Origin of the sequence: Corynebacterium kalinowskii, from assembly GCF_009734385.1 — a bacterium.
GTDB classification, from domain to species: domain Bacteria; phylum Actinomycetota; class Actinomycetes; order Mycobacteriales; family Mycobacteriaceae; genus Corynebacterium; species Corynebacterium kalinowskii.
In genome coordinates this window covers 1,024,946-1,037,953 of sequence record NZ_CP046452.1, presented here as the reverse complement: position 1 = coordinate 1,037,953, position 13,008 = coordinate 1,024,946, and the positions used below count along the sequence as shown (strand labels likewise).

Genomic DNA, 13,008 nt, shown 5'->3' with positions numbered 1-13,008 from the left:
GCTCCTTACAGATCTGCTGGGCTGGACAGGTAGCCGGTGACCGCGGTGGCGGCGGCTACTGCTGGGGACACGAGGTGGGTGCGTCCGCCGACGCCCTGGCGCCCCTCGAAGTTTCGGTTCGAGGTGGAAGCGGAACGCTCACCAGGGGCAAGCTGGTCTGGGTTCATGCCCAGGCACATGGAGCAACCCGGTGCGCGGAACTCAGCGCCGAATTCTTCGAAGACCTTGTCCAGGCCCTCGGCGACGGCTTGCTCGCGGACGCGCGCAGATCCCGGGACAACCAGCATGCGGGTGCCCTCTGCAATGGATCGCCCTGCCACAATCTGGGCAGCAGTGCGCAGGTCTTCGAGGCGACCGTTGGTGCAGGAGCCCACGAAGACGGTATCAATCTTGATCTCCCGCAGCGGCTGGCCAGGCTCCAGACCCATGTACGCGATAGCCTTTTCAGCCGCAGCGCGCTCGGAGTCTTCGGCGATGTCTTCCGGAACTGGCACGGAAGCGCTCAGTGGCAAGCCCTGCCCAGGGTTGGTACCCCAGGTGACGAATGGGGTGAGGGCGGCTCCGTCGATTTCGATCACGGTGTCAAAGGCTGCGTCGTCATCGGTGCGCAACGACTTCCAGTACTTCACTGCTGCGTCCCAGTCCGCGCCCTTCGGTGCGTGCGGGCGCCCCTTCAAAAACTCGAAGGTTGTCTCATCGGGAGCGATCATGCCAGCGCGGGCACCGGCCTCGATGGACATGTTGCAGATGGTCATGCGGGCTTCCATCGACAGCTTCTCGATGGCTTCACCACGGTATTCGATGATGTGGCCCTGGCCGCCGCCGGTGCCGATCTGGGCGATAATCGCCAGGATCAAGTCTTTCGCGGACACGCCGTCGGCAAGCTCGCCAGAGACGTTGACCGCCATGGTCTTGAACGGCTTGAGCGGCAGCGTTTGGGTGGCGAGCACGTGCTCAACCTCGGAGGTGCCGATGCCCATGGCGATGGATCCGAAGGCGCCGTGGGTGGAGGTGTGGGAGTCGCCGCAGACGACGGTCATGCCGGGCTGGGTCAGTCCCAGCTGCGGGCCGACGACGTGGACGATGCCTTGTTCAATGTCGCCCATCGGGTGCAGACGGATCCCGAATTCCGCTGCGTTTTTGCGCAGCGTTTCCACCTGTGTGCGCGAGATCATGTCCTTGATCTCTTCAATTGCGCCAGTCTTAACGCCGACAGTGGGAACGTTGTGATCCTCAGTGGCGATGGTCAGATCCGGGCGGCGTACCTTGCGGCCGGCCAGGCGGAGGCCGTCGAAAGCCTGCGGGGACGTCACTTCATGGACAAGGTGTAGATCGATGTAAATGAGGTCGGGCGAGCCGTCCTCACCTTTTGTTACGATGTGGTCGTTCCAGACCTTTTCCGCCAGGGTCAATCCTCTACCCATTGTGCGTCTCCTTGTCCCTCGTGACTAATTAAATCCCATTACGGATTGAATTCCATATATTGAGATGTTAGTATCATAGCATGGAACACGATAGCATAGGCGAGATTTCAAGCGGAATTAAGGTGCTCGACCGCTCGGTACTGATCTTGCACGCCGTCGCCGATGGCCCGCGCTCCTTGGCGCAGCTGTGCGATGACACCAGACTCCCCCGAGCCACCACACACCGCCTAGCCACCGCGCTCGAGGCCCACGAATTCCTCTCCCGCACCGAGGATGGTCGCTGGCGCATCGGACCTGGACTGGTTTCCCTGAGCGCCGGCCACGGCGATCTCCTCATCGAAGCCGCCACCCCGCTCATGCACCAGATTATGGAAGCCACCGGCGAATCCGTGCAGCTCTACCGCATTTCCGGAAACACCCGCCTCTGCGTCGCCTCCGTGGAACCAAGCTCCGGCCTCCACAACACGGTGCCCGTGGGCTCGCGCCTCTCGCTCACCGCAGGTTCTGCCGCGCGTGTTTTCGCTGCCTTCGGCACCGACGAGATCAGGGCGCGCGTGCTTGCCGACGCCCCCTTCACCGCAGCAGACCTGGAACAAGTGCGTTCCGATGGCTGGGCGGTATCCTTCTCCGAACGCGAGCCTGGCCTTGCCTCCGTATCCGTGCCGGTCTTCAATGGCAATGGTGCAATCGTCGCGGCACTGTCGATTTCCGGCCTGGACGCACGTTTCCCGCGCGATGCCGGCGAAAAGTGGGGCTCATTGCTGACCGAAGCGGCCAATCAACTCGTGTCGTAGAGTCAGATATGTGACGCAAGAACTTATCATCCCGGAAGCTGCGCGAAGGCTCGTCGATAAGGCGAGCTCCATCGTTGCATTCACCGGCGCCGGTATGAGCGCCGAGTCCGGGCTGGCAACGTATCGCAGCCCAAAGTCCGGGTTGTGGGAGAACGTCGACCCCACAGCCATGGCGAGCATCGACGCATGGGCACGCGACCCCGAGCCAATGTGGCAGTGGTACCTGGCTCGACGCGAACAAGCAGCCCAGGCTGAGCCAAATGCGGGCCACCGTGCACTTGCGGGAATTCCTGTCATCACGCAAAACATTGATGATCTGCACGAACGCGGCGGAGCCGAGGACGTAGTTCACCTGCACGGAAGTTTGTTTGAGTTCCGCTGCACCATGTGTGCTCGCCCCTACCGCGGCCCCCTGACCAATGAACTCATCAGTTGCCCACTGTGCGAGAACCTCATTCGACCTGGAGTCGTATGGTTTGGGGAGATGCTGCCTTCCAAGGAATGGAACCGGGCAGAAGAACTGATTCGCGACTGCGACTTGCTCATCGTCGTGGGCACTTCCGGCATCGTGCAGCCAGCCGCGTCGCTGCCCTTGTTGGCTCGTCACGTGTTAGAGATCTCACCAGATCCGACCTCACTTACCCCCATATCTGACTATTCCTGGCGCACAACAGCTGCTATCGGATTATCAGCATTGCTACACTGGATTAGATAGTTCTGTAATCAGGTTCGGTTAGCCTTGTGAGGATCCGCCACTCATGTTTTTTCCGGCAATAACTCCTACCGAGCGTTTGCTCACAGCTGGAGCTTATTTGGCGAGCGTGAAGGGCTTTGACAGCGCTACCGTCTCCGCTGCAGCCGCCGAGGTAGACATTTCTCTTTCTCAGGCTCGAGCGCTGTTCCCCACCGCCGAAGTATTCGACCGGGGACTTTTGGACCATCTCGCACAACGTATGCGGTCATACGTGACCTACGATCCGGCGGATACGCTCATCGATCGCTTGTGCAGCATCGCCGAGGGGACGTTCAATTTCTCCCAGTCAGAAAAGCACTGCTTTAATGCGCTGATCAGCAGGCCGTGGCCGAACAGTGAGCACCCCTTTGAAGTTCTCGTGAACGAAGCCACAGTGGGCATCACCGACCCACTGTGGAATTACAAACGCACCGCGTTTGTATCACTAAGTATCGGTTTCGCTCATATCGCGGCATTCGGCCAAGTTCGGCTCCTACTGCCCATGGTCAAACGCCAGCTGCTGCGTGGGATTATGCGAATGGTCCGCAGCTCCTTCAAAACCCAACGCATTGAAAACTTCGGCCCCCACGAGCCAACCGGGATCCCAGCAAGTCCTGCCTCAGACTGCGACGTCAAAACGCTTCTGTTCCAAGCTGCCATCGAACAATACTGCCACGAGGGACCCGACGGTCTCACGCTCGATGCCTCTATTCGGCGCGCGGGAATCGATATCAGGGCGCTCAGGCTTTTCGACGGCGATGTCGCTTTCATCCGTGAGCTCGAAGACTACATTGATAGCAAGGCCAAGGAAGCGTTGCTCGCTGAACTCGATGCGCTGCCAGAATCGGCCACCGCCGCCCAAAAGATGAAAGCCCTTGCCATCGGGTACGTCAACTTTTCCGTCCATGATCCTCAAGCGCTGAGCGCATTGACGTTCGTGTCATCCGGATCGATTGTTCCAGCTCCGATAGCGGACGATTTTCAAAACTATGACACACTTTCGATTTTGATGAGATTAGTAGAGCAAGCCATCATCGAGCTCGGCGGCAGCGCAAATCAATGGTCGCTTTTCGAGCAGACTATTGCGGCGTGGTCGTACGGCCACGGAGCTGGATTCCTCGCCTCTCAAGGATTCTGGAAACAGATCCCAGAGGAGGCCCGCTGGGCATGTATCACCGGTTCAGTGGAATGTATTATCGCAGGACTCGGTCCCGAATACTTCGACGGGACTGACGACTAGGCGGCTTGTCGTGAAAAAGCTAAAGGCAGTCAGTTTCTGAAACTGACTGCCTTTAAGTTTGTACCCCGTACGGGATTTGAACCCGTGTTACCGGCGTGAGAGGCCGGCGTCCTAGGCCGCTAGACGAACGGGGCATGTTCGTTACTGTTACGACTCAGCAATATTAAACTTTGGCAACGCTGTTTACCAAATTGCCTGTTAAAGGGTTGTTAACGAACAAACCTTCCCCAATGAGGAAAACCTTTTGGGTAGTTTGGCAAATGTGAGTCCTAGTCAAGTCGAAAATCGCGCTCTCTTGTTATTACGAGAGAAGTTAATTGTCGCTGGCGTCTCAGTTGCGAGTCAGCCGAATGCTCGGACGCTGCATCTTGATTCTGTCGCTGCGTCTTTGCAGGCCCATCCGGACGATGTCGCGCTCATTTTCTCGTCCCATCAGCAGTTTTACGATGCGATCCTCGAACGCATTTGTTTTCAGTTCAACTATTACATCGATAAGTACTGCAAGGAATTAGGCGATGAGGCCAGTTTTGCGGAGAGGATCTGGGCCGTCGCAAAGGGCTATTTCGAGTTTTCACAGCTGGAGACGGAGTCATTTGGCGCGTTCACCACACTCCTCGCTTTTGACCATCACTTGCAGAGCTTTGATGAGGACATCGCGGAAGCGGACTTCCACCCGCTACTGAAGCGGGTGTTGATTTTGGTGCGGGATGAGATCCGCGCGCAAAACGGCCCAGAGGATCTGTGGTTACTACGCTCGCGTGGCTACCCGATTTTCGCCGCGATCCACGGCATCGCCCACCTGGCGTCTTTTGGTTTGGTGCGGTTCTTTAATGACACGGCCAAAAAGCAGGTCGCGCGGTCAGTGTTACACCACATCCTCGCAGGTGTCGGTGATTCTCTAGCCACCGGACGTCATTTGGTGGTCGAGCCGCATGGTTTTGCAGGCAGTACCGAATTCCCGCAGATCCTGCCTGCTCGGGAAATGCCTCGCAGCACCGACGACGAGATCCGAAATGCGATTTTCCGCGGTGCCATCGAAGATGCTGTTCACAATGGCGTGGCCGATTTGACCGTAGAAGGCGCCTGCGAGTGGTCAGAAGTTCCCCTGGAACAGGCCCGAAGACTACTCAAACCCGATGTCCCGTTCGAACTTCAGGTGGATGAACACCTCGATTTGTGGATCAAGCGAGTTACTCTCCAACAGGTGCAGGCGCTGGGAGATAATCCGAAGACGGTCGCCATCGCGAAGTCCACGGGTTTAGGCTACGTTGCCTCAGCGATGATGGATCCCGCTGCGCTGGACATTTTCATCGCCTTGTCTAACTCTTCGATCGTCCCGTCGGCGTTTGATGGCAATCCGATCAACGCCAATATGGGCCCCACTTTCCAAGTACTGCTCACCTACGTGCGCGCTGTGATTGTTGAGGGCGGAGGGGAACCGACCCCGTGGTTGTTGTTTGAGAACACGCTCGACGTCTGGATTGTCGCCCACGGGCTGGCCAATTCCTTCTCAGTCGGCCCACTGCGCCATATCGATAAGGACTTCAAGTTTGCGGTGCTCAATGACACTGTCGATTTGAACACGGCGAGCGTCGTCACTCGACTGGACTTGGAGTTGGACGGCGTGGAAGCCAGAACCCTTAGAGGCTAGCCAGTCGCTCGACGTTGGCCGCATAGGTTCGCAACACCTCATTATCAGGCAGCCGCTGGGATGCTACCTCCAGGATGCTGCGGTACCACCACTGCTGGCGCTCCTTGCCGGAATTGAACCGCTCCCACAGTTCATCGCCGATAGCGTCATGATCAGCGAGAATCGACATGAGGTTGTGGGACTTGTCGCACAGGGACACGATGAGGGATTCGTCGCTGGCTTCGTCGCGCAGGTGCGCGATGTAGGCATCGGAGCGTTCCTGCCAGGAATCTGCCTCGATTTTGGTGACCCCCTGCACGATTCCGAGCACGCGGGGACCAAAGTCGGCTTCGATCTGGGTGGCACCGTAGGTCTCGGGTATGTCTTCGATGGCGTCGTGAAGCAGGCAGGCGATTAACACATCTTCGTCATCGGTAATGCTCGCAGCAATCGTCATTACGCCGAACAGGTGGGAGACGTACGGGATGCGGGTGGCCTTGCGGTAGTGGCCGTCGTGTGCGGTGGCGGCGGCGTTTATGGCGCGCATCATTCGAGGGGTAAACATAACACCAGAATACCCCGCCACATGGACGGGGTTTCTGTTTCTAACGCATCGGCTACTGCTGACCGGTTTTCACAACTTAAGTCGGCGATCGCTGTGGAGGTTTCGCTTGCCCCTATTTCTCGGAGGCAACGTCCACTTTTTCTCTGCGGGGAAAGTTTGCCGAGTGTGCAATCAGCGTGCCTGATCTGCGGACACTTTGCTCATTCACTTTCCTTCTGCTAGCTCCACCTTCGCGCTTTTCGCGCCTTCTCGAAGGATTGGATTATGGCTGTGCTCGCTGTACAGAAGGGGTGACGGCAGTGCGTCGATAATTCTCTACCTCTACCATTCACTCTCCTTTCTATGTCGGCTACTTTTCAAGCCATACAACGTTGTATACCTGCAGCATAAGCAATGTTATAACCAGAGGGAAGCCTTTGTGAAAATATTCATTAGCGCATGCTTCGCACCAATTTTTCACACTTTCGCCAATCCCCAGACATTCAGCATGCAACTGGTTATAATAACCCTCGGTCGCGCGCTTATCGACGCCCGATTGTGAGCCAACAAACCCTAGAGACTTACCCGCTCAGCGCCTACGATTAAAGGTATGAAACGGCTGACAATTTCCCTCCTGGCAGCGACATTGACAGTAACTTTGACTTCGTGCGGCTCGGGTGACACCGACAACACCGCCACGGCAAGCTCCGAAGCCACTGCCCCACACACCGTGGTCACCACGGTCACTGAGACGGCCGAGAGCCCCAGCCCGAAGTCCATACCATCGACTGCGCCTCAGCCAGCCGTTACCTCGACCCCAGCACCCGTTTCCACCTCGGATGAGATTTACGAACAGCTGAAGACAAACCCCAGCATCGGCGCACCGATCACTATCAACGGACAACAATCCACCGTCTGCGTTTACGGAGATGGCTACGGACTCAACCTTGTGGCGGCCGGGCAAAACACTAGCTGCGAATTCGCTAGAGCGGTCATGGACGCACAAATTGAAGAAATCAAGGCGGAAATGGCAAATGTCCGCGACCACCTGAAATCCCCCATCGATGTCATGAGTCCCGTGACCGGTGAGCGCTACACCATGCAGTGCAGCACCGCCCCATCGAAGCTGATCACATGCACCGGCGGCAACAATGCCACCGTGTACATGTACTAGTTCTTTTGCTAGAACGTTTTTCGGTCCCAAATCTCTTCGTATTTTTCAGCAACGAGTGGCCAAATTAATTCCTGCACATCTACTATGCTGTGAATTCCTTCAGCCATCTTTCCCCGCAAAACAAAGTCGTGCGGAATCACTCTTCCGGAATGATCAGAGCGACCCAATGGATCCATTATTCTTGCTGCGGTAAATTCGCTACAAATTCGAACAAATTCAGGGACTTCTGTCTTATTAGCAAAGGCCTGTTTATAGGTAGGAAGCGGATCTAGTTCGCCTCCGTCATCGAGAAACTGGAAACCCCAGTTTTGCCCTCGTGTGGCCCACATCAAGGTCATTTCGAATCCCTTACCAGAACTCGATCATGTTCGGCTTGGTTTAGCCGCTGAGTAAACTCCGCAACCAATGCCTTCAAGAACTCGCGTTTTTCTGTGGCCTCAGCTTGGATGCGTGCCAGATTTTCAAAAGACTGATCGGCCATTTGCTCGACGAGGTCTGCAAAGAAACTTGCGGCTACAAATTTGATATGTCCGGTGCCTTTTCCTGCCCGTAAGGCTTTGACAACAACAGGAACCAGGACCTTAACCAGATCCAAGTCCAACATCTTCTCTGCAAGGTTCATCGGCAAAACCTTGAACTCCTGCCACCAGAGATGTCGTTGAATTGGTAGCACACAAGCTAGTGGCAAAAGAACATCGAGCCCCTTGCGCTGACTCATGTCAATGGAACCAGGGGTGAACTTCGCGGAGGAAAGTAGCAGAAAGTCTTTCCCAAACGAGAATGCCTCGTCATCCTCGATAAACTCAAGCAACTTAGACCGAAGCGCATTGATCTCACTTCCGGCCTTCTTGTTCAAAAGATTCTCAAAGTCTTGGACGGTCATGTCGGGCCATAGATCGGCCTTTGATAAAGCCAGTACCCAGATCCTCGGAAACTGCTTGAGTAAACCGCCACATTGCAGAATTTCGTCCTGAACGTCGCTGAGAGTGCTGGAAAAACCATCGAACAAATACCGCAGGTATCGTTCTTCCTCGCCAGCATATTCCTGGAGTCGTTGACCATCGACTAGAAACAGTGCGACATCCGACCCCAGCATTCTACGGAAGGTCTGGGCCTTATCTCGGCGTTCAGATTCGGTCGATGCGCCTCCCTCAAACCATTCACCTGGGTAATCCCACCAAGTAAGGCGCACTGAATCAGTCTTTGCTAGCTCTTTGAGCCCGAGTCCTCTTTGCTTGAGCTTGAACACGGTATGAATTGATTCGAACTTATTAGTTAGCGGGACCTTATGATCCTCTTTCATTCCTAAATACTGAGAGATGAGCGAGGTGTGCCGGTCATCCTGTGCATGAAGGTCGAACAGTGGCTGCTCAAGTTGGATGTTATCGCGAGCAGCACCATAAAACGAGCACAACAGTACCGTTTTGCCACTTCCAGCTTGTCCGAAGACCGCAATTTGCTGGTCCACTGTCCTATTTTGGTTCATGCCTAATAGTCTAGTCAGAATGCGCAGACACCGAATCTGTAATCTTCGGTTTGAAATGACCAGTTTCAGGCTCTGTCATAAACAAAAGAGCCCCTTCCGAAGAAGGAGCTCTTTGACTTTGTACCCCGTACGGGATTTGAACCCGTGTTACCGGCGTGAGAGGCCGGCGTCCTAGGCCGCTAGACGAACGGGGCAGGACTACTGTTGTTTATGCAGTACAGTGAACTGCTGCTGGCCTACCAGGACTCGAACCTAGAATGAGGGTACCAGAAACCCTTGTGTTGCCAATTACACCATAGGCCAATGTTTCCAGCGGTTTAGCGCGCTGTGCAACGAGGAATACTATAACCACAAGGGTGCAACTTCGACAAATCCGCAGGTCAACGCCCGCTGGATTTGGTGATGCAGACCGACAAAATCGGGGCGAATCGTCAGGCTGCTTTACCAAATCCGGCCGGTGGGTCTATGCGAACGGCGTCTGCTCCAGCGCCTTCTTCAAGCGGAAGAGCGTGGATTCCTTGCCCAGGAGCTCCATGGACTCAAATAGCGGCGGGGAGACTGCTGCGCCAGAGATGGCCACACGAAGCGCTCCGTAAGCCTTTCGAGGCTTGAGTTCCAGATCCTCGATGAGAGCCTTGGACAGGGCGGCCTCGATCGCTGGCGTGGAGAAATCGTCCAGGGAAGACAGCACCTCAATAGCCACAGTCAGTGGCTGTACCGCGTCTTCCTTCAGGTTCTTGCGTGCGGACTTTTCTTCCAGCTCCAAAGCCTCGTCCTCAACGAAGAGGAACTTGACCAGGTCCCAGCCCTCGGAAAGGGTCTTGATGCGGGTCTGGGTCTGCTCGGCGAGGAAGGCGAACTTGTCCGCTGGGTACTCAGGAGAGAACTCGAAGTACTCTTCCAGGTAGGCGCGGAATCGTGCGGCAAAATCCTCAGGGGACAGCAGGCGAATGTGATCAGCGTTGATGGCTAGGAGCTTCTTCTCATCAAAGCGTGCCGGGTTGGAGAGCACGTCCTTGATGTCGAAGTTCTCAACCAGCTGCTCAACGCTAAAGATGTCCTGATCGGAAGACAGCGACCAGCCCAGCAACGCCAGGTAGTTCAGCATGCCCTCTGGGATGATGCCGTTGTCGCGGTGGTTGAACAGGTTGGACTGCGGGTCGCGCTTGGAGAGCTTCTTGTTGCCCTCGCCCATCACGAATGGCATGTGGCCAAACTCTGGCGTAAACGACGTGACGCCAATCCGCTGCAGCGCCGCGTAGAGCGCCAGCTGACGGGGTGTGGAAGGCAGCAAATCCTCGCCGCGCAGGACGTGGGTGATGCCCATGAGCGCATCATCGACCGGGTTGACCAGGGTGTACAGCGGTGCGCCGTTGGAACGGGCCACCACATAATCCGGCTGGGTCGACGACTGGAAGGTGATCTCGCCACGGACCAGGTCGTTCCAAGTCCAGTCCTGCTCTGGCATCCGCAGGCGCCACACTGGCTTACGGCCCTCGGCCTCAAACGCGGCAATCTGCTCTTCGGTCAGGGTGCGGTCGTAGTTGTCGTAGCCCAGCTTCGGATCGCGGCCGGCGGCTTTGTGGCGCTCTTCCACTTCCTCGGCCGTGGAGTACGCCGGGTAGACCTCCCCGGCGTCGATAAGCTTGCGCAGGACGTCAGCGTAGATGTCCATGCGCTGGGACTGGCGGTACGGTTCGTGTGGGCCGCCGGTGACCACGCCTTCGTCCCAGTTCATACCGAGCCACGTGAGGGAATCGATGATGGCCTGGTAGCTATCCTCGCTGTCGCGGGCGGCATCGGTGTCTTCGATGCGGAAGATGAGCTTGCCGCCGGTGTGGCGGGCATAGGCCCAGTTGAACAGTGCGGTGCGCACCATGCCGACATGCGGGGTGCCGGTTGGCGACGGGCAGAATCGTACGCGTACTTCAGTCATGGCACCCAAGTCTAGTCCAGTAAGCTTGTCTAACTATGAGTAACCCTCGCCCGTCGACCGCACCTGATTTCCTCCTTTCCCGAACACACGGTTCGGTGCGTACTCAAGGGTCGGCGCGCACGTTTACGGACCCGTGGGAGGCAGCCGAAGCACTGAAATCAGGCGAGGTGGAGATGGTGGTCGGGGCCCTGCCATTCCTCCACGGAGCGCCCGCAGCTCTGACCGTGCCTGAGCGGATCATTCGCGAAGACGGACCCCTCGAGCCCCACTCTTACTACCGCATGGGTCCCGGCGCGGAGCTATCCGCCTCCGTGGCAGGCTTCGACCCGTCCCCAGACGAACACGTCGAACGCGTGGCCGCCGCCCGCGCCACCATCACCAACACCGCGCTGGAAAAGGTGGTGCTCGCCCGCGCCGTAGACATTAGCTTTGCGACGCCAGTAGACCCCCGCCTCGTCGCTGCACGCCTGATTGACAATTCGCACAACTTCGATGGCTTCATCGCCGACCTCTCCCCCGTCGGCCGAGGTTTCCTGGTGGGCAGTTCCCCAGAAGTACTGATCAAACTGCAGGGATCGACCGTAACGGCTTATCCGTTGGCCGGTTCCGCCCCTCGGTCGACTGATCCGGTGAAGGATCACCTGGCTGGCGCCGACCTCGCAGCCAGCGCAAAGGATCTAGCCGAGCACCGCTTCGTGGTCGATCACCTGCTGCGTCTGCTGGAGCCGGTATGTGGCACTGTTTCTGCACCTGAAGTTCCAGAGCTAACCAAGACTGACGAGATGTGGCATTTGGCCACCCCGATCGTCGGCACCCTGTCCAAGCCGATGACTGCCCTGGAACTCGCGCTCCTCGTCCACCCCACCCCGGCAATCTGCGGCACCCCAGTCGATGCCGCAGAGGCGCTCATCGAATCCGTAGAAACCCCACGCGGCTTCTACGCCGGCGCCGTCGGCTGGTGCGATAGCTCAGGTGACGGCGAGTACATGGTGGCGATCCGCTGCGCCGAAGTCTCCCCCGATGGCCTCACCGCCCGGGCCTGGGCCGGCGGCGGGATCGTGGCGTCTTCGTCCCCTGAGGCGGAGCTTTCGGAAACAGACGCAAAACTCCGAACTATTTTGCGTGCCCTCGGACTCTAGCTGTTAGCAGTAGATCATCCTTGTGGTGCTTGCCGTTGCCGTGCTGCACGGCGCGCTGCTTCTTGGTGATTTCTAGATCCCACTCATCCCCGAGTAGCTCTTCCGCGTTGTGGGGCATGAGGTAATCCTCTGGGGCCTGGTGCTGCGGGAACTCGTGGTGCAGCAGGACCAGAGTGCCGCTTGCGTTCAGGCACTCTTTGAGCTTCCTACCTGCATCTTTGGCGAGAGGCACGTAGGACGCAACAATGAGGTCATAGGTGCCTAGTTCGAGCTCCTCGAAAGTACCCACGTGCAGCGTGGCCTCCGGGCACTTCTGGGCTGAACGCTCGATCGCCGTCGCGGAGGGATCGATGCCGGTAACCTCCCACCCCTGATCGTGGAGCCACTTCACGTCGGCGCCCTCGCCACACCCGATGTCCAGCGCGGTGCCTGGGCGCGCGTTCTGTAGCTCTTTGACCAGGTTCTCATTGGGATTACCCGACCAGACCTGGTCCTGGGACGCGTAGAGTTGTTCGAAATTGTGGTTCATACGTTGCCTTTCACAGACTGTCAGGAGTTCCCCTTGCTCTACCTCTACCTCATCGCCGGCGTGCTCATCTCTTTGGGACTGACTTTATCGTGCAAGGTCATCGACTGGTTCGTGGCAGCCCTCCGGGGTGCTCGACCCGTGATCACGCCAAGACTCATCGTCATCGGGCACACTGTGCTGGTTATGCTAGCCCTCGTGGAAAACAGGCACCCGTTGGTGATCATCGAGATGGGGGTATTCCTGGCGACGGGTTTACTGATTAGTTGGGTGGGGCGAAAGTTTTCTCCGGATTCTAGATACATGAAACCCGATAGTCAGAGTAGAGCATTTACTACCATGTCAAAAAGAGACAAGTAGCAGCATTTTTACTCGGACTATC

At 57.2% G+C, this 13,008-nt stretch carries 12 protein-coding genes and 3 tRNA genes; 6 read left to right on the top strand and 9 right to left on the bottom strand.

The window, feature by feature from the left end:
* Positions 1 to 5: 5 nt before the first annotated feature.
* A complete protein-coding gene (leuC, locus tag CKALI_RS04840; RefSeq protein ID WP_156192233.1) occupies positions 6 to 1,424 on the bottom strand; it encodes a 3-isopropylmalate dehydratase large subunit in 1,419 nt (472 codons plus the stop codon).
* Between the two features lie 80 nt (positions 1,425 to 1,504).
* On the opposite strand from leuC, the gene CKALI_RS04835 reads away from it, so the two are divergent.
* The 3 genes from CKALI_RS04835 to CKALI_RS04825 are packed head-to-tail and all read left to right on the top strand — an operon-like array spanning position 1,505 to position 4,191.
* Positions 1,505 to 2,218 (top strand): IclR family transcriptional regulator, encoded by a 714-nt coding sequence (locus CKALI_RS04835; RefSeq protein ID WP_156192232.1) that lies wholly within the window; start codon positions 1,505 to 1,507, stop codon positions 2,216 to 2,218.
* A 25-nt stretch (positions 2,219 to 2,243) separates the two neighbouring features.
* The gene (locus tag CKALI_RS04830; protein ID WP_156193659.1) at positions 2,244 to 2,933 is read left to right on the top strand and encodes an NAD-dependent deacylase; all 690 of its coding nucleotides are present in this window, start codon (positions 2,244 to 2,246) and stop codon (positions 2,931 to 2,933) included.
* A gap of 43 nt (positions 2,934 to 2,976) precedes the next feature.
* Complete coding sequence (locus tag CKALI_RS04825) at positions 2,977 to 4,191, top strand: hypothetical protein (protein WP_156192231.1); 1,215 nt, start codon at positions 2,977 to 2,979, stop codon at positions 4,189 to 4,191.
* Positions 4,192 to 4,252: 61 nt separating this feature from the next.
* Here CKALI_RS04825 and CKALI_RS04820 read toward each other — a convergent pair.
* Positions 4,253 to 4,325: transfer RNA gene (locus tag CKALI_RS04820), tRNA-Glu, on the bottom strand.
* Between the two features lie 128 nt (positions 4,326 to 4,453).
* Here CKALI_RS04820 and CKALI_RS04815 point away from each other — a divergent pair.
* Positions 4,454 to 5,842: a hypothetical protein gene (locus tag CKALI_RS04815; protein ID WP_156192230.1), complete on the top strand. Its 1,389-nt coding sequence runs from the start codon at positions 4,454 to 4,456 to the stop codon at positions 5,840 to 5,842.
* Here the strand turns inward: CKALI_RS04815 and CKALI_RS04810 are convergent.
* Positions 5,832 to 6,386 carry an HD domain-containing protein gene (locus CKALI_RS04810; protein ID WP_156192229.1) on the bottom strand — a complete coding sequence of 185 codons (555 nt, stop codon included), beginning with the start codon at positions 6,384 to 6,386 and terminating at the stop codon, positions 5,832 to 5,834. The two genes, CKALI_RS04815 and CKALI_RS04810, sit on opposite strands and share 11 nt — an antisense overlap.
* Before the next feature lie 589 nt (positions 6,387 to 6,975).
* On the opposite strand from CKALI_RS04810, the gene CKALI_RS04805 reads away from it, so the two are divergent.
* The gene (locus CKALI_RS04805; protein ID WP_156192228.1) at positions 6,976 to 7,539 is read left to right on the top strand and encodes a hypothetical protein; all 564 of its coding nucleotides are present in this window, start codon (positions 6,976 to 6,978) and stop codon (positions 7,537 to 7,539) included.
* An 8-nt stretch (positions 7,540 to 7,547) separates the two neighbouring features.
* Here the strand turns inward: CKALI_RS04805 and CKALI_RS04800 are convergent, their stop codons facing one another.
* From CKALI_RS04800 to gltX, 5 genes are all read right to left on the bottom strand, one after another.
* Positions 7,548 to 7,877 carry a hypothetical protein gene (locus CKALI_RS04800; protein WP_156192227.1) on the bottom strand — a complete coding sequence of 110 codons (330 nt, stop codon included), beginning with the start codon at positions 7,875 to 7,877 and terminating at the stop codon, positions 7,548 to 7,550.
* The gene (locus CKALI_RS04795; RefSeq protein WP_156192226.1) at positions 7,874 to 9,025 is read right to left on the bottom strand and encodes an ATP-binding protein; all 1,152 of its coding nucleotides are present in this window, start codon (positions 9,023 to 9,025) and stop codon (positions 7,874 to 7,876) included. Before CKALI_RS04795 ends, CKALI_RS04800 begins: the two co-directional genes overlap by 4 nt.
* A gap of 121 nt (positions 9,026 to 9,146) precedes the next feature.
* Positions 9,147 to 9,219, bottom strand: a tRNA-Glu gene (locus CKALI_RS04790).
* A 37-nt stretch (positions 9,220 to 9,256) separates the two neighbouring features.
* Positions 9,257 to 9,328: transfer RNA gene (locus CKALI_RS04785), tRNA-Gln, on the bottom strand.
* A gap of 160 nt (positions 9,329 to 9,488) precedes the next feature.
* Positions 9,489 to 10,970 carry a glutamate--tRNA ligase gene (gltX, locus tag CKALI_RS04780; RefSeq protein ID WP_197079769.1) on the bottom strand — a complete coding sequence of 494 codons (1,482 nt, stop codon included), beginning with the start codon at positions 10,968 to 10,970 and terminating at the stop codon, positions 9,489 to 9,491.
* 26 nt (positions 10,971 to 10,996) lie between these two features.
* Here gltX and CKALI_RS04775 point away from each other — a divergent pair, with 26 nt between their 5' ends.
* Positions 10,997 to 12,100 (top strand): isochorismate synthase, encoded by a 1,104-nt coding sequence (locus tag CKALI_RS04775; RefSeq protein WP_156192224.1) that lies wholly within the window; start codon positions 10,997 to 10,999, stop codon positions 12,098 to 12,100.
* On the opposite strand, the gene CKALI_RS04770 is transcribed toward CKALI_RS04775, so the two are convergent.
* A complete protein-coding gene (locus tag CKALI_RS04770) occupies positions 12,075 to 12,629 on the bottom strand; it encodes a class I SAM-dependent methyltransferase (protein WP_156192223.1) in 555 nt (184 codons plus the stop codon). The genes CKALI_RS04775 and CKALI_RS04770 overlap by 26 nt on opposite strands.
* Positions 12,630 to 13,008: the final 379 nt, after the last annotated feature.